The sequence below is a fragment of the Rhodococcus sp. TAF43 genome (assembly GCF_052113525.1).
In the GTDB taxonomy this organism is placed as follows: domain Bacteria; phylum Actinomycetota; class Actinomycetes; order Mycobacteriales; family Mycobacteriaceae; genus Prescottella.
The window spans coordinates 1-26883 of the sequence record NZ_JBFRDL010000059.1 but is presented as its reverse complement, the minus strand read 5'-3'; the positions used below and the strand labels follow the sequence as shown (position 1 = coordinate 26883).

The 26883-nt window shown below is 69.0% G+C and carries 27 protein-coding genes; 21 read left to right on the top strand and 6 right to left on the bottom strand.

What is annotated here, in order from left to right; translation table 11 throughout:
- Nucleotides 1–53: 53 nt before the first annotated feature.
- Entirely contained in the window at nucleotides 54–491 is a 438-nt protein-coding gene (gene dtd, locus AB4Z09_RS25720) for a D-aminoacyl-tRNA deacylase (protein ID WP_174912321.1), read from the bottom strand.
- Nucleotides 492–784: 293 nt separating this feature from the next.
- Here dtd and infA point away from each other — a divergent pair, with 293 nt between their 5' ends.
- The 8 genes from infA to truA all read left to right on the top strand — a co-directional run bounded on the left by infA (nucleotide 785) and on the right by truA (nucleotide 5490).
- On the top strand, nucleotides 785–1006 hold the full coding sequence (gene infA, locus AB4Z09_RS25715) for a translation initiation factor IF-1 (RefSeq protein WP_003418601.1): 222 nt from the start codon (nucleotides 785–787) through the stop codon (nucleotides 1004–1006).
- 77 nt (nucleotides 1007–1083) lie between these two features.
- Nucleotides 1084–1197, top strand: coding sequence for a 50S ribosomal protein L36 (gene rpmJ / locus AB4Z09_RS25710; protein ID WP_003938068.1), 114 nt, complete (start codon nucleotides 1084–1086; stop codon nucleotides 1195–1197).
- Between the two features lie 215 nt (nucleotides 1198–1412).
- Nucleotides 1413–1781: a 30S ribosomal protein S13 gene (rpsM, locus tag AB4Z09_RS25705; RefSeq protein WP_114718864.1), complete on the top strand. Its 369-nt coding sequence runs from the start codon at nucleotides 1413–1415 to the stop codon at nucleotides 1779–1781.
- Nucleotides 1781–2194, top strand: a complete 414-nt coding sequence (gene rpsK, locus AB4Z09_RS25700; protein ID WP_005239680.1) for a 30S ribosomal protein S11 — start codon at nucleotides 1781–1783, stop codon at nucleotides 2192–2194. Before rpsM ends, rpsK begins: the two co-directional genes overlap by 1 nt.
- Before the next feature lie 26 nt (nucleotides 2195–2220).
- Nucleotides 2221–2826, top strand: a complete 606-nt coding sequence (gene rpsD / locus AB4Z09_RS25695) for a 30S ribosomal protein S4 (RefSeq protein WP_114718865.1) — start codon at nucleotides 2221–2223, stop codon at nucleotides 2824–2826.
- A gap of 102 nt (nucleotides 2827–2928) precedes the next feature.
- Nucleotides 2929–3993: a DNA-directed RNA polymerase subunit alpha gene (locus AB4Z09_RS25690; RefSeq protein ID WP_114718866.1), complete on the top strand. Its 1065-nt coding sequence runs from the start codon at nucleotides 2929–2931 to the stop codon at nucleotides 3991–3993.
- Nucleotides 3994–4048: 55 nt separating this feature from the next.
- Nucleotides 4049–4594: a 50S ribosomal protein L17 gene (gene rplQ / locus AB4Z09_RS25685; protein ID WP_114718867.1), complete on the top strand. Its 546-nt coding sequence runs from the start codon at nucleotides 4049–4051 to the stop codon at nucleotides 4592–4594.
- 5 nt (nucleotides 4595–4599) lie between these two features.
- Complete coding sequence (truA, locus tag AB4Z09_RS25680) at nucleotides 4600–5490, top strand: tRNA pseudouridine(38-40) synthase TruA (protein ID WP_174912318.1); 891 nt, start codon at nucleotides 4600–4602, stop codon at nucleotides 5488–5490.
- A gap of 3 nt (nucleotides 5491–5493) precedes the next feature.
- Here truA and AB4Z09_RS25675 read toward each other — a convergent pair whose 3' ends face one another.
- Nucleotides 5494–6636 (bottom strand): acyl-CoA dehydrogenase family protein, encoded by a 1143-nt coding sequence (locus AB4Z09_RS25675; RefSeq protein ID WP_114718869.1) that lies wholly within the window; start codon nucleotides 6634–6636, stop codon nucleotides 5494–5496.
- 70 nt (nucleotides 6637–6706) lie between these two features.
- On the opposite strand from AB4Z09_RS25675, the gene AB4Z09_RS25670 reads away from it, so the two are divergent.
- Together AB4Z09_RS25670 and AB4Z09_RS25665 are read left to right on the top strand one after the other, a co-directional pair.
- Complete coding sequence (locus AB4Z09_RS25670) at nucleotides 6707–7276, top strand: TetR/AcrR family transcriptional regulator (protein ID WP_114718870.1); 570 nt, start codon at nucleotides 6707–6709, stop codon at nucleotides 7274–7276.
- Between the two features lie 39 nt (nucleotides 7277–7315).
- Complete coding sequence (locus tag AB4Z09_RS25665) at nucleotides 7316–7873, top strand: NADPH-dependent FMN reductase (RefSeq protein ID WP_114718871.1); 558 nt, start codon at nucleotides 7316–7318, stop codon at nucleotides 7871–7873.
- 3 nt (nucleotides 7874–7876) lie between these two features.
- Here AB4Z09_RS25665 and eccE read toward each other — a convergent pair whose 3' ends face one another.
- The gene (gene eccE / locus AB4Z09_RS25660; RefSeq protein WP_442240998.1) at nucleotides 7877–9517 is read right to left on the bottom strand and encodes a type VII secretion protein EccE; all 1641 of its coding nucleotides are present in this window, start codon (nucleotides 9515–9517) and stop codon (nucleotides 7877–7879) included.
- 112 nt (nucleotides 9518–9629) lie between these two features.
- On the opposite strand from eccE, the gene eccB reads away from it, so the two are divergent.
- Entirely contained in the window at nucleotides 9630–11105 is a 1476-nt protein-coding gene (gene eccB, locus AB4Z09_RS25655) for a type VII secretion protein EccB (RefSeq protein ID WP_442240997.1), read from the top strand.
- A 22-nt stretch (nucleotides 11106–11127) separates the two neighbouring features.
- Here eccB and mycP read toward each other — a convergent pair whose 3' ends face one another.
- Together mycP and eccD are read right to left on the bottom strand one after the other, a co-directional pair.
- On the bottom strand, nucleotides 11128–12462 hold the full coding sequence (gene mycP, locus AB4Z09_RS25650; protein ID WP_442240996.1) for a type VII secretion-associated serine protease mycosin: 1335 nt from the start codon (nucleotides 12460–12462) through the stop codon (nucleotides 11128–11130).
- Between the two features lie 59 nt (nucleotides 12463–12521).
- The gene (gene eccD / locus AB4Z09_RS25645) at nucleotides 12522–14003 is read right to left on the bottom strand and encodes a type VII secretion integral membrane protein EccD (RefSeq protein ID WP_174912309.1); all 1482 of its coding nucleotides are present in this window, start codon (nucleotides 14001–14003) and stop codon (nucleotides 12522–12524) included.
- A 210-nt stretch (nucleotides 14004–14213) separates the two neighbouring features.
- Here eccD and eccCa point away from each other — a divergent pair, with 210 nt between their 5' ends.
- The 10 genes from eccCa (at nucleotide 14214) to AB4Z09_RS25595 (ending at nucleotide 26322) form a co-directional block, all read left to right on the top strand.
- Complete coding sequence (gene eccCa / locus AB4Z09_RS25640) at nucleotides 14214–18236, top strand: type VII secretion protein EccCa (protein ID WP_174912306.1); 4023 nt, start codon at nucleotides 14214–14216, stop codon at nucleotides 18234–18236.
- Nucleotides 18233–19546, top strand: a complete 1314-nt coding sequence (locus AB4Z09_RS25635) for a type VII secretion-associated protein (protein WP_442240995.1) — start codon at nucleotides 18233–18235, stop codon at nucleotides 19544–19546. The genes eccCa and AB4Z09_RS25635 overlap by 4 nt, the downstream gene beginning before the upstream one ends.
- 185 nt (nucleotides 19547–19731) lie before the next feature.
- On the top strand, nucleotides 19732–20055 hold the full coding sequence (locus AB4Z09_RS25630) for a WXG100 family type VII secretion target (protein WP_254622616.1): 324 nt from the start codon (nucleotides 19732–19734) through the stop codon (nucleotides 20053–20055).
- A gap of 46 nt (nucleotides 20056–20101) precedes the next feature.
- Nucleotides 20102–20392, top strand: a complete 291-nt coding sequence (locus tag AB4Z09_RS25625; RefSeq protein WP_114718877.1) for a WXG100 family type VII secretion target — start codon at nucleotides 20102–20104, stop codon at nucleotides 20390–20392.
- Nucleotides 20393–20546: 154 nt separating this feature from the next.
- Nucleotides 20547–21791 (top strand): ornithine--oxo-acid transaminase, encoded by a 1245-nt coding sequence (rocD, locus tag AB4Z09_RS25620; RefSeq protein WP_114718878.1) that lies wholly within the window; start codon nucleotides 20547–20549, stop codon nucleotides 21789–21791.
- 171 nt (nucleotides 21792–21962) lie between these two features.
- On the top strand, nucleotides 21963–22406 hold the full coding sequence (gene rplM, locus AB4Z09_RS25615) for a 50S ribosomal protein L13 (RefSeq protein WP_114718879.1): 444 nt from the start codon (nucleotides 21963–21965) through the stop codon (nucleotides 22404–22406).
- Entirely contained in the window at nucleotides 22403–22918 is a 516-nt protein-coding gene (gene rpsI, locus AB4Z09_RS25610; protein WP_114718880.1) for a 30S ribosomal protein S9, read from the top strand. Before rplM ends, rpsI begins: the two co-directional genes overlap by 4 nt.
- A gap of 153 nt (nucleotides 22919–23071) precedes the next feature.
- Nucleotides 23072–24409, top strand: coding sequence for a phosphoglucosamine mutase (gene glmM / locus AB4Z09_RS25605; protein ID WP_429515812.1), 1338 nt, complete (start codon nucleotides 23072–23074; stop codon nucleotides 24407–24409).
- Between the two features lie 114 nt (nucleotides 24410–24523).
- The gene (locus AB4Z09_RS25600; RefSeq protein ID WP_114718997.1) at nucleotides 24524–24826 is read left to right on the top strand and encodes an N-acyl-D-amino-acid deacylase; all 303 of its coding nucleotides are present in this window, start codon (nucleotides 24524–24526) and stop codon (nucleotides 24824–24826) included.
- On the top strand, nucleotides 24826–26322 hold the full coding sequence (locus tag AB4Z09_RS25595) for a hypothetical protein (protein ID WP_442240994.1): 1497 nt from the start codon (nucleotides 24826–24828) through the stop codon (nucleotides 26320–26322). The genes AB4Z09_RS25600 and AB4Z09_RS25595 overlap by 1 nt, the downstream gene beginning before the upstream one ends.
- 1 nt (nucleotide 26323) lies before the next feature.
- On the opposite strand, the gene AB4Z09_RS25590 is transcribed toward AB4Z09_RS25595, so the two are convergent.
- Nucleotides 26324–26883, bottom strand: a 560-nt coding sequence (locus AB4Z09_RS25590) for a dienelactone hydrolase family protein (RefSeq protein ID WP_442240993.1), incomplete at its 5' end; no start/stop codon positions are given.

Below are 26883 nucleotides of genomic sequence, written 5' to 3'. Positions count from 1 at the left end.
GGGTCACCCACTGCCCGTTCGGCGTTTCTGCGTTTCCTCGGACGGGCCGCGGGTCAGCCGTCGAGCAGGACGGTGACCGGTCCGTCGTTGACGAGGCTGACCCGCATGTCTGCGCCGAACCGGCCGGCCTCGACGGTGGCACCCAGTTCCCGGAGCGCTTCGGCGAAGGCGTCGACGAGTGGTTCGGCCACGGCGCGGGGCGCGGCAGGGGACCACGACGGTCGGCGGCTGCGGCGGGTGTCGGCCATGAGGGTGAACTGGCTGACGACCAGGATCGGCGCGCCGACATCGGACGCGGACTTCTCGTCGTCGAGGATGCGCAGTCGCCACACCCGACGCGCGAGGTTCGACGCCGCGGTGGGGTCGTCGTCGTGTCCGACGCCGAGAAGGACGAGCAGTCCCTGCCCTCCGTCTCCCGGCTCGATCCGGCCGACCTCCTCGCCGTCGACCTCGACGGCTGCCGAAGTGACGCGTTGGACGAGTGCGCGCATGTGAGGTGCGTATCCCTTCTCGGAGGTTTCTCGGAGGTTTCTCGGAGGCTTCGGCGAGGCTTCGTGGCGCTTCCGGGTGGCGGCCGGTCGTACCGACTCGAGGCCGCATTTGGCCTGGTTGGGAAATGTCGGTAAGATGGATCAACGGTGCGCCCTGCGTATCGGTTGTCTGCCTGTCCGGCCTCGTGCCGGGGAGTCGTTCTCGACCGATAACGCCTGCAGGGCCGCCCTGTAGCGGATACCGGTGACGGTAGCCGATGCATCCAAACGCCACTCAACGGATCGCGGAGGATATGGCTAAGAAGGACGGGGCCATCGAGGTCGAGGGACGAGTTGTCGAGCCGCTGCCCAATGCGATGTTCCGCATTGAGCTGGAAAACGGCCACAAGGTCCTCGCACACATCAGCGGCAAGATGCGGCAGCACTACATTCGCATCCTTCCCGAGGACCGCGTGGTCGTGGAGCTGTCGCCCTACGACCTGTCGCGTGGACGCATCGTTTACCGCTACAAGTAAAAGCTTCCCCGGCCACACCGGCCGGGGAAAACTGTGTCCGCCGTCCGGCGGACAGACAACAGGAGATCAGACGCAACGTGAAGGTTCAGCCTAGCGTCAAGAAGATCTGCGAGAAGTGCAAGGTGATTCGCCGTAACGGGCGCGTCATGGTGATCTGCGAGAACCTGCGTCACAAGCAGCGTCAGGGTTAATCCCAGCAGTTCACGGCTTCTTCGAGATCTGCTTGGCAACAAGCGCAAAGAAGACCTCTCAGCACCAACCGCTACCCGGGCCCAGGGAGATATCCCGAAGGCAGGTAACGGTCTACCCCCGGCACGGAGGCCGGGGCCCCACTGCGATTCGAACGCAGAGTCTTACGCAGGGGACGGACTGGGAGCAGACCTCCGCACACCGATAGGAATGCCACATGGCACGTCTCGCAGGTGTCGATCTTCCTCGCGAAAAGCGCATGGAGATCGCACTGACCTACATCTACGGCATCGGCCGTACCACCTCCAAGGAGATCCTGTCTGCCACGGGTGTCAACCCGGACCTGCGCAGCAAGGACCTGACCGACGAGGACCTCGCCAAGCTCCGCGAGTACATCGAGGAGTCGGTGAAGGTTGAGGGCGACCTGCGCCGCGAGGTGCAGGCCGACATCCGTCGCAAGATCGAGATCGGCTGCTACCAGGGCCTGCGCCACCGTCGTGGTCTGCCCGTGCGTGGTCAGCGCACCAAGACCAACGCGCGCACCCGTAAGGGTCCGAAGCGCACCGTCGCAGGGAAGAAGAAGTAATGCCTCCTAAGTCACGTAGCACCGGTCCGAAGAAGACCCAGAAGGCGCGTCGCAGGGACAAGAAGAACGTCCCGCACGGTGCCGCTCACATCAAGAGCACCTTCAACAACACGATCGTGTCGATCACCGACCCGGCCGGCAACGTCATCTCCTGGGCGTCGTCGGGCCACGTGGGCTTCAAGGGCTCGCGTAAGTCGACGCCGTTCGCTGCTCAGCTCGCTGCTGAGAACGCTGCCCGCAAGGCGCAGGAGCACGGCGTGAAGAAGGTCGACGTCTTCGTCAAGGGTCCGGGTTCGGGCCGCGAGACCGCGATCCGCTCGCTGCAGGCTGCAGGCCTCGAGGTCGGCACCATCTCCGATGTCACCCCCCAGCCGCACAACGGCTGCCGTCCGCCCAAGCGGCGTCGGGTTTAAGTAGCGGGAAGGATAGGTAAAAGAACATGGCACGTTATACCGGACCCATCACCCGCAAGTCGCGTCGTCTGCGCGTCGACCTCGTCGGAGGCGACCAGGCGTTCGAGCGGCGCCCGTACCCGCCGGGACAGCACGGCCGCGCGCGGATCAAGGAGAGCGAGTACCTGCTCCAGCTGCAGGAGAAGCAGAAGGCTCGCTTCACCTACGGCGTCATGGAGAAGCAGTTCCGTCGCTACTACCAGGAGGCGGTCAACCGCCCCGGTAAGACCGGTGAGAACCTGCTCCAGATCCTGGAGTCGCGTCTCGACAACGTCGTGTACCGCGCAGGCCTCGCTCGCACCCGCCGCCAGGCGCGTCAGCTGGTCACGCACGGTCACCTTCTCGTGAACAACAAGAAGGTCGACATCCCCAGCTACCGCGTCTCGCAGTACGACATCATCGATGTCCGCGAGAAGTCGCTGGCGACGCTGCCCTTCCAGATCGCCCGCGAGACCCAGGGCGACCGCCCGATCCCGGGTTGGCTGCAGGTGGTCGGTGGACGTCTTCGCATCCTGGTGCACCAGCTCCCCGAGCGTGCGCAGATCGAGGTTCCGCTGCAGGAACAGCTGATCGTCGAGTACTACTCGAAGTAAGGCGTAATGCCTGTGAGTGGCCGGTTCGCCGGCCACTCACAGGCCCCAAGCCTTTCCCATCGTGGGCGTCATATAGCGGACGCCCGTACAGGAGGAAATCCAATGCTCATTTCTCAGCGACCCACGCTGACCGAAGAGGTCATCGCTGAAAACCGCTCGAAGTTCGTCATCGAGCCCCTCGAGCCAGGCTTCGGGTACACCCTCGGCAATTCGCTGCGCCGCACCCTGCTGTCGTCGATCCCCGGCGCTGCTGTCACCAGCATCCGTATCGACGGCGTCCTGCACGAGTTCACCACCGTCCCGGGTGTGAAGGAAGATGTCACCGACATCATCCTGAACCTCAAGGGCCTGGTCGTGAGCTCCGAAGAGGACGAGCCGGTCACCATGTACGTCCGCAAGCAGGGCCCCGGTGCCGTGACTGCAGGCGACATCGTTCCGCCGGCAGGTGTCACGGTCAACAACCCGGATCTGCACATCGCCACCCTGAACGACAAGGGCAAGCTGGAGATCGAGCTCGTTGTCGAGCGCGGTCGCGGCTACGTCCCCGCCGTCCAGAACAAGGCGTCCGGCGCCGAGATCGGCCGTATCCCGGTCGACTCGATCTACTCGCCGGTGCTCAAGGTCACCTACAAGGTGGAGGCCACTCGCGTCGAGCAGCGCACCGACTTCGATCGGTTGATTCTCGACGTCGAGACCAAGAATTCCATCACCGCTCGGGATGCGCTCGCTTCGGCGGGCAAGACCCTGGTTGAGCTCTTCGGCCTGGCCCGTGAGCTGAACGTCGAAGCAGAAGGCATCGAGATCGGACCCTCGCCCGCCGAGGCCGATCACATCGCTTCCTTCGGACTCCCCATCGAGGATCTGGACCTCACGGTCCGTTCCTACAACTGCCTCAAGCGCGAGGGTGTTCACACCGTCGGCGAGCTGGTTGGTCGTACCGAGTCCGATCTGCTGGACATCCGCAATTTCGGACAGAAGTCCATCGACGAGGTGAAGGTCAAGCTCCATTCGCTCGGCCTCGCCCTCAAGGACAGCCCTGCGTCCTTCGACCCCACCACCGTTGCCGGCTACGACGCCGCCACCGGGACGTGGAGCGACACGGATGCCGGTTCCTTCAGCGACGCTGACGGGACCGAGCAGGACTACGCCGAGACCGAACAGCTTTAACCCGTAGCCCCCGGCACATGGGCAAATGTGCTGGGCGAGCCCTAGAGGAGCTCCAATGCCCAAGCCCAAGAAGGGTGCCCGCTTCGGCGGGTCGGCGTCGCACCAGAAGGCGATCTTCGCCAACCTGGCGACTGCTCTTTTCGAGCACGGCCGAATCACCACCACGGAGGCCAAGGCCAAGGCCCTGCGTCCGTACGCCGAGAAGCTCGTGACGCATGCCAAGGCTGGAACCCTGGCGCACCGTCGTGAGGTTCTCAAGGTGATCCGCAACAAGGATGTCGTGCACACCCTGTTCGCGGAGATCGGTCCGTTCTACGCCGACCGCAATGGCGGATACACCCGCATCATCAAGACCATTCCCCGTAAGGGCGACAACGCTCCGATGGCAATCATCGAGCTCGTCCAGGAGAAGACGGTCACCTCCGAGGCCGACCGCGCTCGTCGCGTTGCGGCTTCGCAGGCCCCCGCCGAGGAGAACGTGGTGGAGGCCGTCGAGGCCGACGCCACCGAGGCAGAGGTCGAGAACGCAGACGCAGTGATCGAGGCCGTCGAAGACGAGACCGCGACCGCAGCCGACGCCGACGAGGCCAAGAAGGACTAGTCCACTTGGTTTCGGCACATGCTGAATCGAACGAACCCGTCGTTCCCTCTGGGGACGGCGGGTTCGTTCGATTGCGGCTCGACATCTCGTACGACGGCACCGACTTCTCCGGGTGGGCGCGTCAGCCCGGCCGCCGCACGGTGTGTGGCGAGATCGAGGAGAAGCTCAGTGCGATCGTGCGCACCCCTGTTCTGCTCACGGTCGCCGGTCGCACCGACGCCGGCGTGCACGCGAGCGGCCAGGTCGCGCACGTCGACGTGCCGGCCGACATGATTCCGGACGATCCGTCGCGACTGGTCCGGCGCCTGGCCCGTTTCCTCCCGCGCGACGTGCGGGTCAAGAACGTCTCCTTTGCGCCAGAGCACTTCGATGCGCGGTTCTCCGCGATCCGCCGACACTACGAGTACCGCCTCACGACGGCACCGTACGGCGTCGATCCGTTGCGGGCCCGCGATACGGTCGCGTGGCCGAAGAATGTGGACGTCGACGCGATGCGGGCGGCGTCGTCGCGGCTGCTCGGGCTGCACGACTTCGCCGCGTTCTGCAAGCGGCGGGAGGGCGCGACAACGGTGCGCGAACTCCAGCGCTTCGATTGGGAGCAATCGGGTCACGAGTTGACGGCGTTCGTCACCGCCGACGCTTTCTGCTGGTCGATGGTGCGCAGTCTGGTCGGCGCCGCGCTGGCAGTCGGCGAGGGCCGTCGCACGGTCGACTGGATGGCGGGTCTGCTCTCCGAGCGTGAACGTGCCAGCGCAGTGGCCGTCGCTCCGGCACACGGACTTTCGCTGGTCCGGGTCGACTATCCCGCCGACGAGGATCTCGCCGCACGCAACGAGGCCACCCGGGAGACGCGCAGTGCGATCGATCCGGGCAGCCTCGGATGTTGCGGCGGCTGAGCGTCAGCCCGCGAGCTGGCGGGCGATGACCAGTCGCTGAATCTGGTTGGTGCCCTCGAAGATCTGCGTGATCTTCGCTTCGCGCATGTACCGCTCGACGGGGAAGTCCTGGGTGTAGCCGTAGCCGCCGAACACCTGGACCGCGTCGGTTGTGACCTTCATGGCCGCATCGGTCGCGACGAGCTTCGCGACGGAGGCATTCCGGGAGTAGGGCAGACCGGCGTCGCGGCGGCGGGCGGCGTCGATGTAGGTGGCGCGGGCCGAGTCGACGGCGGCCGCCATGTCGGCGAGCACGAAGCCCAGACCCTGGTGGTCGATGATTCGCTTGCCGAAAGCCTTGCGCTCCTTGGCGTATGCGACGGCGTCGTCGAGGGCGCCCTGCGCGAGTCCGACCGCCACCGCAGCGATGCCGAGGCGGCCCGAGTCCAGCGCGCTGAACGCGATGGGCAGGCCCTGTCCGGTCTTGCCGATCAGTCGCTCGCCGGGGACGAAGGCGTCGTCGTAGTGTGCGGCGGTGGTGGGGACCGCGCGCAGGCCCATCTTCTCCTCCGGCTTGCCGAAGCTCAGTCCCTCGGTGCCCTTCGGAACGAGGAAGCACGAGATGCCGCGGGCGCCTTCGTCGCTCGTGCGGGCGAACAGGGTGTAGAAGTCCGCCCGACCGCCGTTGGTGATCCACGCCTTGCTGCCGTTGATCCGGAATCCGCCGTCCACTTCGGTTGCCCGGCACGTCAGCGCCGCGGCGTCGGAGCCGGCCTGGGGTTCGGAGAGGCTGTAGGCGCCGATGGTCTCGCCGCCGAGCATGTCGGGCAGCCACTTCGCCTTCTGGTCGTCGGTGCCGTGGGTGGCGAGCGCGAAGCACGACAGGCTGTGCACGCTGGTCGCGACGGCCACGGCCGCCCATCGGGCCGCGATCTCCTCGAGGACCTGCAGGTACACCTCGTAGGGTTGGTCGCCGCCGCCGAACTCCTCGGGGTACGGCAGGCTCAGCAGTCCGGCACGGCCGAGGGCGGGGAAGACGCCGTCGGGGAACGTCTCGTTCTTCTCGTGTTCGTCGACGATCGGCGCCAGCACCTTGTCGGCGACCTCGCGGGTGAGGTCGATCAGGTCGTGGGCTTCCTGGGTGGGCAGCAGGCGTTCGACGGGCACGGTGGTCTCCTCATGGTGGACCGAGAGCGGAAAGTAGTACTGAGATCGATACTGCAGTACTGTTTCGCGTATGGCAACCCCGGTGAAGATGACGGCGCGACGCCTCGCGCTGTTCGACGCGCTCGTGGATCTCATCCTCGTGGAGGGCTTCGCGCACCTCACGCTCGACGATCTCGCGGCACGCCTGCACTGCTCCAAGTCCACGTTGTATCGGCTTGCCGACAGCAAGGAACAGCTGGTGCGGGCGGCTACGGTGCACTTCTTCCGAGGCGCTACAGACCGGGTCGAGGCGAGTCTCGCCGGTGCAGTCGGTGCCCGCGAACGGATCCGGATGTACCTGGAGGCGGTGGGGGAACAGCTGCGGCCGGCGTCGGCGCGGTTCATGGAGGATCTCGCGGGTGACTCGGCGGCGCGCGAGGTGTACGAGCGCAACACGCGGTTCGCGGCGCGTCGGGTGCAGGAACTCATCACCGAGGGCGTCGCCGCCGCTGAACTTCGCGACGCGCACGCGGCGTTCGTCGGCGACATCGCGGCGGCCGCGATGGTGCGGATCCAGCAGCGTCAGGTGGCGGCCTCGACCGGCCTCGACGACGCCCAGGCTTACCAGGAGCTGGCGATCCTGCTGACCCGCGGACTCTGACCGCGCGCTCTAGGATCGGACCGGGAAGGGAGTGTGCCGATGACCGAACCGATCCGGCCGCTGCGACTGGAAGTGATCGTGGGCAGTGTCCGCGCCGGGCGGTTCGCGCCGGTGGTCGTGGACTGGTTCGTCGAGCGGGCCCGTGTGCGCGACGCCTTCGACACCTCCGTCCTCGATCTCGCAGATGCGGCTCTGCCCCAGGATCTTTCGCACACGTCCGACGTCGAGCGGTTCACCGAACGTATCGGGAACGCCGATGCGTTCGTGGTGGTGACGAGCGAGTACAACCACGGATACCCGGCGGCGCTCAAGACCGCGCTGGACACCGTCAAGTACGAGTGGCGGGCCAAACCGATCGGGTTCGTCGCGTACGGCGGAATGTCGGGCGGGCTGCGCGCAGTGGAGCAACTTCGTCAGGTCGTGGCCGAAGTGCACATGGTGTCGATCCGGGAGGCCGTCAGTTTTCACCAGGCCCGCAAACATTTCGACCCGGACGACGGCGCCGCGAACGATGCCGCCGAGCGGATGCTCACGCAGCTGGAGTGGTGGGCCGACGCTCTCCGGTCACAGCGCGAGCGGAGACCGTATCCGGGCTGACGGTCAACGGGCGGCGGCCACTCCCGCGGGGGTGCGTCCGCGCCCGATGAATGCGGTCTCGGACGAGATCGTTACCAACGCCAGTTCGACGTGGCGGTCGCCGGTGGTCAGCACCACCCGATCGCCGGCCGCTCCCGGCTGCACGATCGTCAGGTGCGGGGCCGTCGACGGCCACTGCTGCGGATGGCTGTGGAGATGGATGGTCGTGACGCCGGCCCGCGTAGGCGGGGCCGGGACGCCGTCCACGACGATCGTGTCGAATCCCGTATCGGACCACGAGGATTCGGCCGCCGCGCGTAGTCGGGTCGGGGTTGCGACGGTACCGATCAGCGTCGCCCACGCGTGTGGGCGATCGGTGTGGACCAGGACGCGGGCGCCGGTCGCGACCGCCCGGAAGACCATTTGCTGAGCCAGATACAGCTCGCCGGCGATGTACACGTCGCCGACGCCGCGTCCGGTGACTCGGGCCGTCACCGCGTGCCCGTGTGCGTCGGAGCCCACGAGCTGGCCGCAGCCCGCGACGGGCAGTGCGAGTGCGTCGAGATCCGCCCGGTCGAACTCGGACATCGGCGTCAGGCCGTCGAGTTCGGGCGAGGACGTGGGCAGGTGCGACAACAGGGCGTCGCGGTGGCGACCCTGCATCGAGATCGTGCCGGGAATGCCGAGACGTTCCGGTGCGGTCCGTACCGTTCGCCGGAAGGCTGCGCCGGCCCGCACGGATCCCGGTCGGTCCGACGGGCGCAGGCGAACTGCCACGGTGGTCCCGAGACTCGGCGCCGCCCACACGGCGGTGAGCACCTCCCGTGAGAGATGTCCGGGATCGACTGCGTTGCCGACGTTGAACACCCCCGGCAACGGCACGTGGGACCAGTCCTGGTCCATCGCGACCGGATGGACACCGCGGCAGATGCGTGCCGCGGCCGACTCGATCTCGGACGCCGTCAGGATGCGTGAGCGGCACCCGGCGTCGGCGAGCGCCCGGACCACCCGACGTGCCGCGACGGCCACGGTACGCGACGCACCCTCCTCGCCGCCGCCCCTGCGGGCGATCGATTCCACGTGGTCGGCCGCATCGAAGCGCAGGACGATCCACACGCTGCGCTGCGCGGCGGCGGGCAGTGGTCCGACGAGGCTGTCGTACACGTCGGCAGCCGGAGTGCCGGAGACCGCGCGACTGCCGTGGCTGACGATGTCGATTCCGCTCAGGCTGACGTCGTGCTGTTCGAGGCAGTCGGCGAGGGCCGAAACCGGAACGTGCTCGCCCGAATCGAACGTCTCGCGCGTGATCCGGGTCCAGCCCCGCTGCGGTGGGAGCAGTTCCACGACCGCCTGGACCTGGCCGTCGACCCAGTGCAACCCCACGGACTCGCCGGGCGAACGGAAGTCCGCGGAGTGCCCCGCGGCGGGCCGCCGGTTGCGCACGAAGAGCCACGCCGCCTCGGCCCAGGACAACGTCATGCGGCCACCGACCCGCACGAACATCACGGCGCCGGCGACGACGGCTGTGACGACCGCGGCCCACAGTGGCAGCCCGGCGAGCAGCGCGAGCAGGCACGCGACGGCCGCGAGAACCTGTGCGACGATCACGGTCGCCACCAGTACGGCGGGCGTGTGCCGACGGCGTCGGGCACGGAATTGGTCCACGGATCCTCCCCGATACCTGAACCAGACGGACCGAGTAGTCGACCGCCGAAGTGTGTTTTCACGCGAACTGTACTGTGTGGGTCCGTAGCGTGCGCCTCATGGGGGAGGGAACATGGCAGCACAGCCGACTACGCGATGGCAGGTCAGCGGGTATCGATTCCTGGTTCGTCGCATGGAACACGCGCTCGTCCGGCGGGACGTGCGCATGCTGCACGACCCGATGCGCTCGCAGTCGCGGGCGCTCGCGGTCGGTGTGGTCGTGGCGTGCCTCGGCCTTGCGGCGTGCGCGGCTCTCGCGCTGATCCGGCCGCAGGACAAGATCGGCGACGCCTCGATCGTCGTCGGAAAGAGTTCGGGTGCAATGTTTGTCGTCATGAACGGCACGCTGCACCCCGTGTTGAATCTGGCGTCGGCGCGGCTCGTGATCGGGGAGTCGGCCCGCCCGGTGATGATCAAGGAATCCGAGATCGACACGCGCCCTCGTGGTGCCCTCGTCGGGATTCCCGGGGCACCGTCCGCGCTACCCGACGGCGGCGGTGCCGACGGACAGTCCTGGACGGTGTGCGACACGGTGGCGCCGGGCGGAAGCCGTTCCGTCACAACCACGGTGGCTGTCGGCGAACCGACATGGAGCGAGCGCGCGGGTCGACTCGACACGGACGAGGCGCTGCTGGTATCCCACTCCGACGAGACGTTCCTGGTGTACGACGGCCGCCGCGCTCCGATCGACCTGAACGACCAGGCGGTGGCCCGGGCCCTGGGACTCGAAGGTGTGCGGCCACGCCCGGTCAGCCGGGGCATGCTCAACGCGATCCCCGAGGCGCTGCCGATCACGCCGCCCCACATCGAGGACGCTGGGAACACCCCGGCATTCGGAATGGCCGGACGGACAATAGGTTCTGTCGTCAAAGTCATGCGCGGCGACGACGCCCACTATTACGTGGTGTTGCGCGACGGAGTGCAGGAGATCAGCGCCGCGACCGCGTTCCTCATCCAGTTCTCCGACTCGCAGGGACAGTCGGAGATGGCCGCGGTCACGCCCGATGCCCTCGCCGACGTACCCACCGTGCACGGCCTCGACGTCTCGACCTTCCCGAGCGTCCCGCCGCGGCTCGTGGAGGCGGCCGACGACCCGGTCAGCTGCCTCACCTGGACTCCCCAGGGCGCCGCCGCGGGTGACGAGTCCGGCCGGGTCGACGCGGTGCTCACGGTCTCGGCCGGCCGCGCCCTGCCGATCCCGGACCAGGCGCGGACCGTCCGATTGGCACAGGCGGACGGGCCCGGTGACAACGCCGACGAGGTGTACGTGAGCCCCGGCAGTAGCGGATTCGTGCAGACGACCGGCCTCGAATCCGGCAGCTCCCGCAAGGGCGGCATGTTCTTCGTGGCGGACACCGGCGTCCGGTACGGCGTGAAGAACGCCGACGCGGCCAAGGCACTCGGCTTCGACACCCCGGGCGCCCCGGCGCCGTGGCGGATCGTCGAACTCCTCGCCCCCGGACCGACACTCGGCCGCGAGGAAGCCCTCGTCGCCCACGACGGCATCGCACCCGACAGCAACCCTGCACCGGTCGCGGCGGGGAACTGACCGGCGCCGCAGTTACTTGCGGTTAATTGCGCCGCCGGCGCAGTGGAAACGAGGCGAGTACGCCGAGCATCGCCACCGCGACGATCCCACCGGTCGCGGCCAGCGCCACCGTGCGCGGCCGCGTGTCCTCCTCGACCGGTTGCGGGGCCGCCACCGGGGCCGAGACGGGTCCGCCGGCCGCGCCGCCGTCGAGCGGAAGATCGGCACTGACGGCGGCGGCCGGGTCGACGACGCCGTGCCCGACGAAGGGATTCCACCCCTCGGCCGGTGCGTGCGCGGTGGCCTCGATCCGCTCGATCACCTGCTGTGCGGTGAGCTGCGGGAAGCGGGCCCGGACGAGGGCGACGGTGGCCGAGACCAGTGGTGCGGCGAAACTCGTTCCGGCGAAAGGACTCTGCTGTCCCTGTGAGGTCAACCATGCGCTGGTCTGACCGCGCCCGTCCGGGCTGAGCGAGACGATGCCGGTACCGGGGGCCGCAACGTCCACCCAGGGCCCGCCGAGGCTGAAGCTCGATGCCGACCCGTCCGGATCCACCGATCCGACGGTCAGCACATAGTCGTCGTACCACGCCGGGGTCGCGATGGTGGATACCGAATCCCACGGATCGGCGTTCGGATCGAGGGGGTCGGCCGGCGGGTTCTGGGCGGTGCACCCGCCGGATTGGTAGTTTCCGGCGGCCGCGACGACGACCGCGTTCTTCACGGTCGCCGCGTACTGGACCGCGGCGCCGAGGGATTGATCGCCGATGCCGTCCGCCGCCGAACGGCACGCCACTTCCGAGATGTTGATGACGGTCGCGCCCGCGTCCGCGGCCTCACGCACGGCCATCGCCATGGTCTGGGTGTTGCCGTAGCCACTCGAGTTCTGCACGTCGTTCGGGTCCTCGTTGCGGCGGACCTCGGAGAAGTTGGCGCTGGACTGGCGGATGGTGACGATCCGCGCGTCCGGTGCGCCTCCGGCGAAACCGGAGCCGGGAACGGGCGCGGCCGCGATCAGCCCGGCCACGATGGTGCCGTGGGCATCGCAGTCGCCGGTCCCGTCGCCGTTCGAGACGTAGTCGCCGCCCGCCGTCAGCTGTGGCAGCCGGGGGTGTCGTGACACTCCGGTGTCGATGACCGCGATCACCTGGCCGGCGCCGCGGGTCAGCGGCCACACCGACGCGAAGTCCATGGTGCGCTGCGGCAGCGGCACCTCGGGGCTCTCCTTCATCGGCAGTGCCGTCGCGCACGCGTTGCGCTGCTCGGTCGGTGCCAACGGTGCCGGTCGCGTACGCGCCGGCAGCTTGCCGGGATCGATCGGAGCCGGGACGGCGGCCCCGCCCACACCTGTGCCGATCGTCGCCGTCAGGGCAACCATCGCGGTCACCGTGGAGGCGCCCGACCACCGACGTCGTCGGCCCCGGTTCACGGCCGGGCTCACAGTCCCCGGACGGCGGCGAAGAGCCCGGACACCCAGCAGACCAGTGGGACAACAGTGGCGATCACGGCGTAGTCGACCAACTCGGCGACGCGCCGTTGGACGGGCGAGAAGTTCCGTTGTGGCGCGACGATTCCCAAGGCGAGGGCCGCGGTGACGACCAGCACCGAGACGGCGAACAGTCCCAGCGCCGCGGCGGGGACGGCGAACGCCGTGCCGGCACACAGCAGGACGACGATCGCGCCGCCGCCGCCGACCAATGGCACCGCCTGCTCCGCGGAGGTGTAGGTCCGTCCGCGGAACATCAGCACGGTCGCCGCGGCCAGGGCCAGTCCGGTCCCCGGCCAGTAGATCCCGGACGCCGACGTCGGCACGGAGGCCAGCAGTGCACCGGACGCCGTGAGCAGGGTCATCGCGCAGACCAACCCGGTGAGGTAACGCCGCGCGCGGTCCGCTCGGGTGGCGACGGACTCGAACGACGGGACCTTGCGGGCATCGTCGGGGTCGTCCTCCGCCGGGTCGACCGACGTACCGGGGGCGGGCACCGGCGGCAGTGGGAGCTTGGCGAGCAGCATCGCCACCCGCGCCGCGAACACGAGACCGATCAGTGCGGCGCCGACGAGCATCGATCCGACCGCGCGCAGCGACTGGTCGGTCAGCGTCGCCACCAGCGCGGTGCCGGACCCGATCAGCGAGACCGTCGCGGCCGCGGTGAACACGCCGTACCCGACCCCCGCGGTGCGCAGAGCGAGTACCGCGGTGGCACCGACCATGACCAGCCCCAGGAGAACATGGGGCGCACCGCGGTCGCCGGGAACGAGCAGCGCACCGGCCGCGAATGCCGTCGGCAGCGCGGCGGTGCTCAGCGTCAGGGCCGCGGCCGTGTCACCGTAGACCCTGCTCACGACCGCCCCGGCGACCACGAACAGGACCATCGTCACCAGTGCACACACCGCGCCCACGAGGGATTCGGTGGCGCCGTCGGTCTGCAGCAGCGTGAACGACCCGGCGACCGTCGCGGCGATCGCGAGGGCGGACCCGGTCAGGCGTGCGATCCGCGGAGTCCAGGCGCGGGTGTGGCCGGTGTCGGCGACCGCCACGTTGTACATGATGTCGTCGAACAGCGGTGGGGGAGACCCGGCCTCGATGCTGTCGAACACGAGGAGTTCGCCGTCGAGCACCCCGTGCTCGCGCAGGCTCAGCGCCGGCGAGAGCGGTGGCTGCCCCAGTCGCGCGAGGGTCCACCGCGCCGGTTCCGTGCGTTCGCCGGCGACATCGAAGTCGTTTGCGGCACTGTGGCGATCGACGAGGTCGGCGATGCCCGGGATCAGCAGTTCGACGGGAACCGTGTTCGGGAGGGCGAGATCGATCTGTGTGTGCGGCGCCAGAATCGTCAGTCGACACAGGTCGGCCGCTCCCCGCGGCCGTGAACCGGTAGCTGCACCGGCCGAGTGCCCGGCATGCAGAACTGTCACGCTCATCCCCCCGGATTCCGCGGTCCGGATCCCCACCCGAACCGCTCGTTTCGAAACATCGGCACTGTACCGCTACTCGACGTCGGGCCTCTACCACGCGTTGTCGGCGCCGTACTGTAGCTTCACAGATCGCGAGTCCGGAGCCCGTGGGGGGTGACTCGGTCCGGTCGAATCGGCCGACCGCGCGAGGACTGGCATTTCACTGGGGGTGGAAGCATGGGCACCGCGCATTTCGTGCGGAAGGCACGTCGTGAGGCGCCGCGTACGCCGGGTGGCGAGGTGAGCCTGCAGACTCCGCCCGAGATCCCCCGGATCACCCCCGGCAACCTGGTGACGAAGCTGCTCCCGCTCGTGATGGTCGCCGCCATGGTGGGCATGGTGGCATTGATGTTCACGTCCGGGATGTCGGCGAATCCGATGTCGCTCCTGTTCCCCGTGATGATGATGGTGTCGATGCTCGGCATGCTCGCGGGATCCGGGCGCGGCGGGGGAGCGAAGGCGGCCGAGGCCAACGAGGAGCGCAAGGACTACCTGCGGTATCTCGATCAGCTTCGACGCGACGCCCTCGATACCGGGCGGCAACAGCGCAAGGCCCTCGAATGGAGCCATCCCGACCCGCAGGCGTTGTGGACGCTCTCGGGAACCGGCCGGATGTGGGAGCGCCGGATCACCGATCCCGACTACGGCCACGTGCGGGTGGGGCGGGGGAGTCAACGACTGGCGACACGGTTGATCCCACCGGAGACCGGTCCCGTCGAGGACCTCGAGCCGGTTTCGGCGGTGTCGCTGCGCCGGTTCGTCCGCGCGCACTCCGTGGTTCCGGAGCTGCCGACAGCGGTCTCGCTCCGCGGATTCGCGGCGATCTCGATCGACGGCGACCGGGACGACGCGCGAGGACTGGTCCGCGCGATGCTGCTCCAGCTGTGCACGTTCCACGGACCCGACCACCTGCAGATCGCGATCGTGTGCGGCCCGGACACCGCCCCGGAATGGGAGTGGGCGAAGTGGCTGCCCCACGCCCAGCATCCGGATTCGCTCGACGGGGTGGGTTCCGCTCGCATGGTCTACGGATCGGTGATCGAGCTGGAATCGGCCCTCGGCCCGCAGTTCTCGATGCGCGGACGATTCTCGCGGAGTGCGCCGCCGACCGCGGGGGTGCCGCAGATCGTCGTCGTGATCGACGGGGGAATCCTCGACGGCGACAGCGGTGCGGTCACCGACGGAGGCCTCGACTCGGTGACGCTGCTGGACCTCAGCGGCTACTGTCCCCGGCTCACCGCGACCCGCGGACTGCAGTTGGTGGCCGCAGACGGTTCCCTCGGTGCCCGCGGCGGGGCGGGGACCGAGACGTTTGCCGCGGTGGACACGCTCACCCCGCAGCAGGCACTGTCCGCGGCCCGTCGGCTGGCGCCGTACCGGATCGCGAGTCGGGCCGCGGCCGACGTCGGCGACGACGGTGGCGCTCCGGTCGCTGCGGGATGGAGCCATCTGCTCGGGCTCGGGGACATCGGGCAGTTCGACCCCGCCCGCGCGTGGGTGCCCAGGCAAGGCCGGGACCGGCTCCGGGTGCCCATCGGCGTCGGGGTGGACGGCAGCCCCGTCGAACTCGACCTCAAGGAGGCCGCCGAGAACGGCATGGGGCCGCACGGCCTGTGCATCGGCGCGACAGGGTCGGGCAAGTCGGAGTTCCTGCGGACGCTGGTTCTCGGGTTGCTCGCGACGCACTCGCCAGAGGCGCTCAATCTGGTCCTCGTCGACTTCAAGGGCGGCGCGACGTTCCTCGGGCTCGACCAGGCCCCACACGTCGCGGCGGTCATCACGAACCTCGCCGAGGAACTGGCGATGGTCGATCGGATGAAGGATGCGCTCGCGGGTGAGATGAACCGGCGACAGGAAGTGTTGCGGGCCGCGGGCAATTTCGCGAACGTCACCGACTACGAGAAGGCCCGCAGCGCCGGCGCAGACCTCGCGCCGCTGCCGGCCCTGTTCATCGTCGTCGACGAGTTCTCCGAGTTGCTCAGTCAGCAGCCCGAGTTCGCCGACCTGTTCGTCGCGATCGGGCGGCTCGGCCGATCGCTGCACATGCACCTGCTGTTGGCGAGTCAGCGGCTCGAGGAGGGCAAGCTGCGCGGCCTCGACAGCCACCTGTCGTACCGGATCGGTCTGAAGACGTTCTCGGCCAACGAGTCCCGGACAGTCCTCGGTGTGCCCGACGCCTACCACCTCCCGGCCTCGCCGGGCGCCGGGTATCTCAAGTGCGATTCGGCGGAGATCGTTCGGTTCGCCGCGTCCTACGTGTCGGGTCCGTACGAGTCCGAGCGCGTGCGCCGATCGGCGCACGCGGTGGCGTCCACGGCGGACCTGCGCCCGCGGGTGTTCACCGCCGCACCGGTCGCCGTGCCCGTCGTCGACGAACCGATCGTTCCGATCGAGCCCGACCCCGTGTGGGAGGGCGAGACCGATCCACGTTCGGTCCTCGAGGTTCTCGTCGACCGCATTCGCGGCCGCGGTCCGTCCGCACACGAGGTGTGGTTGCCGCCGCTGGACATCGCGCCCACCCTCGACCGGATCCTGCCGCCGTCCGCGCTGACCGACCCGGTCCCCGACGTCAGTTCGCTGCGCACACCGATCGGCGTGATCGATCGGCCGTTCGACCAGCGGCGGGATCTGCTGGTTGCCGACCTGTCCGGAGCGACCGGCAACGTCGCGGTGGTCGGCGGTCCGCAGTCCGGTAAGTCGACCCTGCTGCGGACCCTGATCATGTCGATGGCGGCGACGCACTCGCCGCGGCAGGTGCAGTTCTACTGCCTGGACTTCGGCGGTGGCACGCTCTCCGGTCTGGCGGGGCTCCCGCACGTCGGATCCGTCGCCAACCGGCTCGACGTCGATCTGGTCCGACGCACGGTCGCGGAGATGGCGACCCTCGTGCGTCAACGCGAACGCCGTTTCCGGGAGCTCGGCATCGAGTCGATGGCGGAATTCCGGCGACTGCGTGGCTCGGCCGAGACCGGCGCGGCCGCAGTGGGCGCCGCGCAGGACCCGTTCGGGGACGTCTTCCTCGTCGTCGACGGATGGCCGAGTATCCGCCAGGACTTCGAGGCCCTCGAGGCGCAGATCAGTGCACTGGCCGGGCAGGGACTCTCGTTCGGCGTCCACGTCGTGCTCGCGACCCCGCGCTGGGCCGACATCCGCCCGGCCCTCAAGGACCAGCTCGGCACGAGAATCGAGCTGCGCCTGGGAGATCCGACCGACTCCGACGTCGGCCGCGCCAAGGCGATGCTGGTGCCCGCAGGCCGACCCGGTCGAGGTATCACCCGTGACGGCCTGCACCTGCTCACCGCCCTGCCCAGACTCGACGGCGCCTCCCGTAGTGACGATCTCGGCGCGGGCGTCGCGAATGCGGTCGCGAGGCTCGGCGTGCGCCCCGGTGCGGGCTCGGGTCCCGCTGCGCCGCGGGTGCGGATGCTGCCGGACCGGCTGTCCCGGGAGGATCTCCTCGCCGCCGCGGCCGGACGATGGCCGGAGGGCAGCGCGCGCAGCGGGGCGTGCCTGGCGGTACCGATCGGGATCGACGAGGCGGAACTCGCACCCGTGTACCTCGACTTCGCCGATCAACCGCACTTCCTGATGTTCGGTGACAGCGCGTGCGGCAAGACGACGTTGCTGCGCGGCATCTGTCTGGGCCTGATGGAGTCGAACACGTCGCAGCAGGCGAAGCTGATCATCGGCGACTACCGACGCACCATGCTCGGCGTAGTGGAGGGCGATCACCTCGCCGGATATGCCGCTTCGGCAACCACTTTCACGACCATGATGAATGATCTGGCAGGGATCCTGGCGAGCCGTATGCCTGGGCCCGATACTACGCAGCAGCAGCTCCGCGAACGGTCGTGGTGGTCGGGGCCCGAGATCTACGTCGTCGTCGACGACTACGATCTCGTCGCGACGTCCAGCGGCAATCCGCTGACGCCGCTCATCGACTACCTCGCACACGCGAAGGACCTCGGCCTGCACCTGATCATCGCTCGGCGGTCCGGCGGTGCGTCGCGCGCGCTGTACGAACCGGTGATCGCGAGGATGCGTGACTTGGTGCCGGCGGGCATGGTGATGAGTGGCAGTCGTGACGAGGGCAATCTCCTCGGTACCGTACGCCCGAGCGAGCAACCCCAGGGCCGAGGCACTTTCGTTGCGCGCAGCGGGACGTCGCTGATGCAGGTCGCCTGGCTTCCGCCGCTGTGACCGGCCCGGGTGCCGTCGTTCGTGTCCACCTCACGGACGGCGCCGTGTGGGTGGGATCCGCACGCGGGGCCGTCAGGGTCCCCGACGATTCGGTTCAGGGCGTCGTCGAGTGCATCGACGACGATTACATGTCGGTGGGTGGCCACACGGTCGCGACCGTGGACGTGGCGGCCGCCGCTATTCGACGAGCATTCGAAGCCGCGCTCGGCGGAACGGGATTCGTCGCGACGGCCACCGTATTCCATCCCTCGCACTGGGGAGCCACCCGGTGTGCGGTCCTGGAATCGGCGACCCGTCGGTCCGCCCACGAGGTGCAGATGCTTCCCCTCGCGTTCGCGGTGCCGTGTCCCGACGCCGTCCGACGGTGGAGTGTCGTCGAGTGCGGCCCGTTGTCGACGACGGTCGTGCTGGTCGAGCGCGACGAGCGTGGTGAACCGAGGATCGTTGCCTGCGAGCTGCTGTCGGACATCGGGATTCTCGATCTGCTCGAGGACTCCGATCGGGTCCGCGCGATCGGACATGCGGTCCACGCGATCGGTGGGGACCGCGCGCCCGATGTGGTCCTGGTGATTGGTGCGGACGAACAGGCGGCGGTTGTCGAAACAGTCTGCACAGGAATCGGATCAGAGGTATCGGCGGTGTCCGACGCGGTCCTGGTGTCGGTTCCGGTCACCGAACCAGGAAGCGTTGCACCCGGCCCCGCACCGGACGCCGTGGTGTGGCAGCAGGTGGCTTCGACGCCGTCGCCGGGGCGGTCCCGGCCGCACGGTTGGAGGGGACGACGCATCATCATCGTCGCCGCAGCGGCGGTGCTGGTACTGGGCCTCGGTGCCGGTGCGGCCGCGCTCTGGCAGGCGCGGGAGCCTGGGGCGTCCGCCTCGGCGGAATCCCTGCAGCGCTTCGAGGTCGGTCGGGTGAGTGTCGCGGTGCCGGATTCGTGGCGGGCGCGGGCGGGACAGCCGGGGCGGCTCGATCTGGTGCCCGACGGCGAGGCGGACCGCCGTGTCATCGTGATGCCCACCGAGTTGGCGGCGGGGTCCGATCTGGTGGCAGTGGCGCACTCTCTCGAGCAACGGATGGCCGAGCGCGGCCCGGACAGTCCGTTCTCGCAGTTCGTCTCCGAGATCGAGTTCGCCGGCCGCCCTGTCATCTCGTACCTGGAGTCGCCGGACGAGCGAACCGGGGTGCGGTGGTACGTGCTCGTCGAGAACGACGCCCAGGTCAGTGTCGGCTGCCGGTTCCTCGACGGCGATTGGGACGCGGCCGCCGGGTCGTGCGAGCAGGCCGTCGGCGGTGTCACGGTCGGGTAGGCCTGAGAGGCGCCCCGCGAGAGTGAGGGTCACGGAAAAAGTTTCGGGACGAATGGAACCGAATCGGCGCACGCATGCGTCCAACCAGATGTAGGCGCGAACTGGCTGCGACGAGTCCCTGGGGGGATCGGTGGCCGGACGCGGAAGTGGGACAACGATGCCGAGCGCATCCGAAGGAGTTCGAAGTGGGCGGACAGGATCAGTTGAAGGCCACAACCGAGACGATGGAGGCCACCTCTCGTCGTGTCGGCGAGATGAAGGGCGACCTCGACGGATTGCTCGGACGCATTCGGGCCGAGGTCGACGGGATCCGTGGTAGCTGGGGTGGCGGCGCTGCGGGCGCGTTCCAGAACCTCATGGAGCAGTGGGACGGCAGCTCCAAGAAGCTCAACGATGCGCTGCAGTCGATCAGCGAGAACATCAAGGCGAACAGCGTGCAGTTCGATACGACGCAGCAGGATCACACCGCGGCGATCAACAACGTCGCGAGCAGCCTGAACATGTCTTGAGTATCTCGATCGCTGAATTCGCAGACCTTTACCGACAGGAGCAGTCATGAGCACCCCCATCCATTATTCGTTCGGCGAGATCGAGGCGCTTCAGCAGCGGATCGACGGCCTTCAGAGTGAGATGAACGGGAAGCTGGAGGATCTCAAGAAGGCCGTCGCCCAGATGGTTGTGGACTGGGACGCCTCTTCATCCGACGCGTACCAGGAGCACCAGGCCAAGTGGGACGGCGCGGCGCTCGAGCTCAACCAGGTTCTCGACGCCGTCGGCCGTGTCGTCGGCCAGGGCAACTCGGACATGCGGGACGTGAACAACGCCGCCGCCAAGAGCTGGGCGTAGTCCGCTACGTCTGACGCGTGTGCCCCGACGGAAGGAGAGCCGTCGGGGCACACGCATGTTCCGGTGAGAACGATTGCCGCCGCGCGCCGGTCGGCGGATACTGGCGTGATCCGAATGCGGTGGCGCACAGCGCCGGACCGGAAGGCGGACCGCCATGACGACTGGACATCGTGTCGATGGAGGGCTCGTGCCGGTGACGGACGCGACGCGGGCCGAACTCGCCCGCGCCGACGTGCACAGTGCTCACAACTACAGCCCGCTCCCGGTGGTCATCGAGTCCGGGTCCGGTGCGTGGGTCCGGGGCATCGACGGAGTCGACTACCTCGATGTCCTGGCCGGATACTCGGCGCTGAACTTCGGGCATGCGCACCCCGAACTGGTCGAGATCGCGCGTGAACAGATCGGTCGGCTCACCCTGACCAGTCGCGCGTTCCAGCACGACCGGTTCGCGCAGTTCTGCGCCGACGTCGCGCGGCTGTGCCGCAAGGATGCGGTCCTGCCGATGAACACGGGCGCCGAGGCGGTGGAGACCGCACTGAAACTGGCCCGCAAGTGGGGATACGACGTCAAGGGCGTGCCGCACGATCGCGCCGAGATCATCACCTGTTCGGGGAACTTCCACGGCCGCACGATCGGCGTCGTCGGGTTCTCGTCGGATCCGGATGCCAGGGACGGTTTCGGGCCGTTCCCGCCGGGGTTCCCGTCCGTCGAGTACGGCAGTGTCGATGCGGTGGCGGATGCGATCACCGAGAACACCGTCGCCATACTCGTCGAGCCGATCCAGGGGGAGGCGGGCGTGCTGGTGCCGCCGGACGGATACCTGGCCGGTGTGCGTCGGCTGTGCGACGCCCGCGGCATCCTGATGCTCGCCGACGAGATCCAGAGCGGCCTGGGCCGGACGGGGGAGACGTTCGCGTGCGATCACGAGGGGGTTGTCCCTGACGTTTACATCCTCGGCAAGGCGCTCGGCGGTGGACTGGTCCCGGTGTCCGCGGTGGTCGCCGACCGCGACGTCATGGATGTCATCCACCCCGGTCAGCACGGCAGCACGTTCGGCGGGAACGCGCTCGCCTGCGCCGTGGGAAGCGGTGTCGTGCGGTTGCTCGAGACCGGTGACTACCAGCGGCGCAGCCGTGAGCTCGGGCGACATCTGCACGCGCTGCTCGCGGACCTGCCGGGGGACTGCGTCGCCGAGGTCCGGGGCCGTGGCCTGTGGGCCGGCGTCCAGCTGGCGTCCGGGCAGCCGTCGGCACGGGTGATCTGCGAGCGGCTGCTGGCCCGGAGGGTGCTGGCGAAGGACGCACACGAGGGCACGATCCGGATCGCGCCGCCGCTCGTCATCTCGCGTGAGGACGTGACCTGGGCGGTCGAGAAGCTGGCCGACGCCCTCGCCGAGTAACGGCACTTTGACCCTGGTCGGTCCCAGCCGGTATCGTTCTACGTCGGTGTGCCGTCTCTTACCGTGCCTTCGAGCGCGGGGAGGGGTGGTTCTCGGGTCTCAACTGGCCGCCGAGAACCATCAGCGCAGCACACTCGGCCAGCAGCAGAAACGAACAGACGAGGAAGTTCTGTGCCTACGTATTCCCCGAAGGCCGGAGACGTGACCCGTACCTGGCACGTCATCGACGCCACAGACGTGGTGCTCGGTCGCCTTGCCGTGCAGGCAGCAAACCTGCTCCGCGGCAAGCACAAGCCCACCTTTGCACCGCACGTTGACGGCGGCGACTTCGTCGTCATCATCAATGCCGACAAGGTTGCCATCAGCGGCAACAAGCGTACGGACAAGTTCCTGTACCACCACTCCGGACACCCGGGTGGCCTCAAGTCCCGTTCGGTCGGCGAGGTTCTCGAGAAGAACCCCGATCGCCTGGTGGAGAAGGCCGTCACCGGCATGCTCCCGAAGAACAAGCTGGGCCGCGCCATCGCGGGCAAGCTGAAGGTCTACGCAGGCCCGACCCACCCCCACACCGCGCAGCAGCCGGTGCCGTTCGAGATCAAGCAGGTCGCCCAGTGAGCAACGAAGACTTCAACGAGGCCGTCGAGGCTGTCGAGGCCGTGGCAGACGACGTCTCGGAGTACACCACCGAGACCGAGGTCGTCGAGTCGTACGAGGCTGCTCCGCAGGCCCCGATCGTCATCGATCGTCCGGTCCAGACCGTCGGTCGCCGTAAGGAGGCGGTCGTCCGCGTCCGCCTGACCCCCGGCACCGGTGAGTTCAAGCTGAACGGCCGCACCCTCGAGGATTACTTCCCGAACAAGGTGCACCAGCAGCTGATCAAGGCTCCGCTGGTCATGGTCGAGCGCACGGAGTCGTTCGACATCACCGCTCTCCTGACCGGTGGCGGCCCCTCGGGCCAGGCAGGCGCCCTGCGTCTCGCCATCGCCCGCGCTCTGATCGAGGTCACCGCCGAGGATCGCCCCGCGCTCAAGCGTGCCGGCTTCCTGACGCGTGACGCTCGCGCCGTCGAGCGCAAGAAGTACGGCCTGAAGAAGGCCCGTAAGGCATCTCAGTACTCCAAGCGCTGATGTGTCGCCGGAGCCGGCATTCGTGTCGGCTCCGGCACCTGTTCGATCACGAGAGCAGGCGTTCGTAGAGTTCTTCGCTACCGGACGCCTGCTTTTGTGCTTTACCTGGATACTCACCCGGATTGCTCAACCGGAATGCGAGGGATCGGTTCTATGGGTCGTATGTTCGGCACGGACGGCGTGCGCGGCTTGGCGAATGCCGAGTTGACCGCGGAGTTGGCACTGAAGGTGGCCGCGGCCGCGGCCGAGGTGCTCGCACCGCCGGGATCCGAGTCGGCCCGGCCCGTGGCCGTGGTCGGTCGTGATCCGCGGGCGAGTGGCGAGATGCTCGAGGCGGCCGTGACGGCCGGACTCACCGCGGCCGGCGTCGACGTCGTCCTGGTCGGCATCCTGCCCACACCGGCGGTGGCGTACCTGACCGGCGCCTACGGGGCGGCGCTGGGCGTGATGATCTCCGCGTCGCACAACCCCATGCCCGACAACGGCATCAAGATCTTCGCGGCGGGCGGGCACAAGCTCGACGACGAGGCGGAGGACCGGATCGAGGCCGCGATCGCCGCGGGACCCGCGCGACGTCCCACCGGTGCCGGTATCGGGCGTGTCGACGTCGCCTTCGACGCGACGAGTCGATACCTGGCCCACCTGACGAGTGCCCTCGACACTCGGCTCGACGGGCTCACCGTTGTCGTCGACTGCGCGCACGGCGCCGCGTCGACGGTTGCGCCCGATGCCTACCGGAACGCCGGTGCGACGGTGATCGCGATCAATGCCGATCCGGACGGGCTCAACATCAACGACGGCTGCGGGTCGACGCATCTCGAGGCGCTGCAACGTGCCGTCGTCGAGCACGGCGCGGATATCGGTCTGGCGCACGACGGCGACGCCGACCGCTGCCTCGCGATCGACGCGACCGGTGCGGTCGTGGATGGCGACGCGATCATGACGGTCCTGGCGATCGCGATGCGCGACGCCGGTGAACTCGTCGACAACACTCTTGTCGCGACGGTGATGAGCAACCTGGGCCTCCACATCGCGATGCGCGAGGCCGGGATTGCGTTGCGCACCACCGCGGTCGGTGACCGGTATGTGCTCGAGGAACTGCGCTCGGGCGGGTTCAGCCTGGGCGGTGAACAGTCGGGCCACGTCGTGCTTCCCCGCTACGGCACCACGGGTGACGGCGTGCTCACCGGTCTGCGGCTGATGGCACGGATGGCCGACACCGGTGCGTCGATCGCCGATCTGGCGGGCGCGATGACCGCGCTGCCGCAGGTGTTGGTCAACGTCCGGGTCGCTGACAAGTCCGCTGTCGCGGCCGCGCCGCAGGTCCGGTCGGCGGTGAGCGAGGCGGAAGCGGAACTCGGCGACACCGGCCGGGTGCTGCTGCGTCCCTCCGGCACCGAGCAGTTGGTGCGGGTCATGGTCGAGGCGGCCGATCTCGAGATGGCGCAGCGCATCGCGGAGACGCTGGCGGAGAAGGTGGCGTCCGCCTAGCGCACCTGGCCCACCGAACCCGCACACCTAGCGGAACCGCGGGCCGCGCCGCTGCGTCGAACAGGACGAAGGATCCGAATCGACAGGCACCGACAGGTGCGGAAGGCGGAACCGATGGCGGACGTGGTCGCGATCGACGTTGCGGGGGTGCGGGCGACGGCGCAGGCGTTGCAGGCGGGAGCGGAGCTGCTGACCGGGGTCTCCCGGACGGTGAGCGAGTGCGGTTTCGGCTCCTCCGATGCCGGTACGACTGACACCGCTCGTGAGCAGGCCGTACGGGACGGCTATGCGCGGCTCGCGCGGGCTATCGGCGCGTGGGCTGCCGGTTCGGCCGATGGCGCCCGTGCTCTCCGTGGTACCTCCGACGCGTACGAACGTCAGGAGTCGGCGAACGTCGTCGCGTTGGGTGGGCGGTAGTGGACGCGATCCTCGATGCCGGCGCAAGCGGTCTGCAGTACTTCGCGGTGTTCCTGCCCCGCGCCGGCCTCGTCGCGGACGGCACAGGCACCGGTGAGCTGTCGGCGACCCCCGAACAGGTCGAGGCGCGTTACTTCGAACAACGGGGCATCGACCTGACCGCGCTCGACGCCGACATCGAGACGATCGGGCGGATCACCTGCAGTCTGGATCGGACGTTCGACGATCAGACCCGGGCGGTGCGGGCTCTGCCGGAGGCATGGCAGGGGCCCGACGCCGAGCTGGCCTGTCGGCATCTGTCCGGCAATCTCGAGCGGGCGGATCGGTTGCGGAGCTCCGCACATGACGTCCGGACCGCGCTGGTGGTTGCCGAACGCGAGCTGCGCGAGGTCGTGACCCGGAAGTCGGAGTGGGTGCGCGATCGGGACGCGTCGCAGCTCGGCGGGCGTACCGTCGCCGAGATCGACACGATGCTCGGGACGTCCGGATACCTGTCCGGTGGCGCTTCGGCCGGTGTCGGACCGTTCGAGGAGTCGTGCCGCGAATGGCTCGCCGGGGTCTTCCTGCCGCACGTTCGGGACACGCTGCGCGAGTTCACCGCGCTCTGTGACGCGACGGAGACGGCGGTCGACGACATCTACTGCACGCTCGCCCGCGTCTTCGCCCAGATCGACGACAGCGCCTTTCCCGCCCCCGGCACGCTCGCGGTGGACTGTCGGACGCGCACCCCGGTCGCGACGGCGCAGTGCAGCGCCGCGCCCGTGCAGGCGTCGGCAGCGACGGCTGCGACACCAGCGCCAGCGCCGACATCCGTGACCGCGGTGCCGTCAGCGACACCAGCGACGGCGCTGACACCGGTGACGGCAGAGTCGAGCCTGAGCGGTCTCGAACGTCCGCCCGTGCAACCCGGCGCCACATTGCACGGGTCGCTGGCGCTCGACGGCGCAGTCCGCGCGGTGGGCGCCGTTGTCGGGATGGTGGCGGATGTTGCGCTCGACATCGTCGACGGCCTCGTTCGCGTGGCGGCGGAATCGACGCTGTCGGGCGGCAGTCTCGATCTCGAATCGGAGCGGGGCTGTGACTGCGACTGCGCATGCGACTGTGCCCGGCCAGCCGAGGCGGCACCCGCGCCGGAGGCGCCGGCCACCGAGCCGCCGCCCGCTCCCGAACCGGCACCCGCCCCAGAACCGTCGGTGACCCCGGTACCCGACTGCCCGGAGGACGAGGCGCCGGTTGTGGACGAGCCGGTGGAACAGCCCGCACCGCAGGCACCCCCGGTGGAGGAAGCGCCGGCCGACTACTGCGCTCCCGCGCCGGAACCGGCGGCGGGATCGGAGGTCGGGTCGACGGGCGCTCCGGCCGCGCATTCGGTCGTCGGAGCACCGCCGGGGTCGCCGCGCCGCCGGGCGGAGGAACCGGCGATCGCCGAGATGGGATCGCAGCCGTTGCCCGGTGAGGAGACCGGCGCCGTGCTCGCGGAAGCCGGTCCGCTGTGAGCTAGCGGCCGAGAAGCTGCCCGATCTGGGCGCTCGCGTGGTGCGCGGCGGCATCGCGGGCGTCGAGCGTGTCGTCGATCTCGACGCGCACGGCCGGATGGGTGCCGGGGAAGTGCGCGTCGGCGTCGGCGAACGAGGCGTAGGCCTTGTCGCCGGTGAGGTGGTGCAGCAGGAACCCGGTCACGAGCGCCCGCGTCACGTGCTGGGTGCGGCGCTCGGACCCGCCGACGCCGAGGAAACCGAGGAGTCGCCGCCCCTCGACGACGCCGGCGCTCGAACCCTTGTCGACGACCCGCAGCAGGCTCTCGCCCTTCCACGCGTCGGCGAGGGCCAGCGCGTCGCTGTTCAGGGAGTCGACGTCGTTCGCCCCGGCGAGGACGAGTCCCGGCACGTCGATCTGCGCGGCCGCGACCGTCGCGGACGGTGCGGTGGGGGCGGGGAACAGTGCGGCGACGGCCTTGACGCGGGCCGTCCGGGCCGCCGCGAGTACGGCCACACCGGCACCCATGCCGTGTCCGGCGAAGGCCAGGCGCTCGGGGTGGACGCTGATCCGACCGGGAC

Coding starts and splice junctions, on each gene's coding strand:
- dtd (WP_174912321.1), bottom strand. CDS start 491: ATGCGCGCACTCGTCCAACGCGTCACTTCGGCAGCCGTCGAGGTCGAC.
- infA (WP_003418601.1), top strand. CDS start 785: ATGGCTAAGAAGGACGGGGCCATCGAGGTCGAGGGACGAGTTGTCGAG.
- rpsM (WP_114718864.1), top strand. CDS start 1,413: ATGGCACGTCTCGCAGGTGTCGATCTTCCTCGCGAAAAGCGCATGGAG.
- rpsK (WP_005239680.1), top strand. CDS start 1,781: ATGCCTCCTAAGTCACGTAGCACCGGTCCGAAGAAGACCCAGAAGGCG.
- rpsD (WP_114718865.1), top strand. CDS start 2,221: ATGGCACGTTATACCGGACCCATCACCCGCAAGTCGCGTCGTCTGCGC.
- AB4Z09_RS25690 (WP_114718866.1), top strand. CDS start 2,929: ATGCTCATTTCTCAGCGACCCACGCTGACCGAAGAGGTCATCGCTGAA.
- rplQ (WP_114718867.1), top strand. CDS start 4,049: ATGCCCAAGCCCAAGAAGGGTGCCCGCTTCGGCGGGTCGGCGTCGCAC.
- AB4Z09_RS25670 (WP_114718870.1), top strand. CDS start 6,707: ATGGCAACCCCGGTGAAGATGACGGCGCGACGCCTCGCGCTGTTCGAC.
- AB4Z09_RS25665 (WP_114718871.1), top strand. CDS start 7,316: ATGACCGAACCGATCCGGCCGCTGCGACTGGAAGTGATCGTGGGCAGT.
- eccB (WP_442240997.1), top strand. CDS start 9,630: ATGGCAGCACAGCCGACTACGCGATGGCAGGTCAGCGGGTATCGATTC.
- mycP (WP_442240996.1), bottom strand. CDS start 12,462: ATGGTTGCCCTGACGGCGACGATCGGCACAGGTGTGGGCGGGGCCGCC.
- eccD (WP_174912309.1), bottom strand. CDS start 14,003: ATGAGCGTGACAGTTCTGCATGCCGGGCACTCGGCCGGTGCAGCTACC.
- eccCa (WP_174912306.1), top strand. CDS start 14,214: ATGGGCACCGCGCATTTCGTGCGGAAGGCACGTCGTGAGGCGCCGCGT.
- AB4Z09_RS25625 (WP_114718877.1), top strand. CDS start 20,102: ATGAGCACCCCCATCCATTATTCGTTCGGCGAGATCGAGGCGCTTCAG.
- rocD (WP_114718878.1), top strand. CDS start 20,547: ATGACGACTGGACATCGTGTCGATGGAGGGCTCGTGCCGGTGACGGAC.
- glmM (WP_429515812.1), top strand. CDS start 23,072: ATGGGTCGTATGTTCGGCACGGACGGCGTGCGCGGCTTGGCGAATGCC.
- AB4Z09_RS25600 (WP_114718997.1), top strand. CDS start 24,524: ATGGCGGACGTGGTCGCGATCGACGTTGCGGGGGTGCGGGCGACGGCG.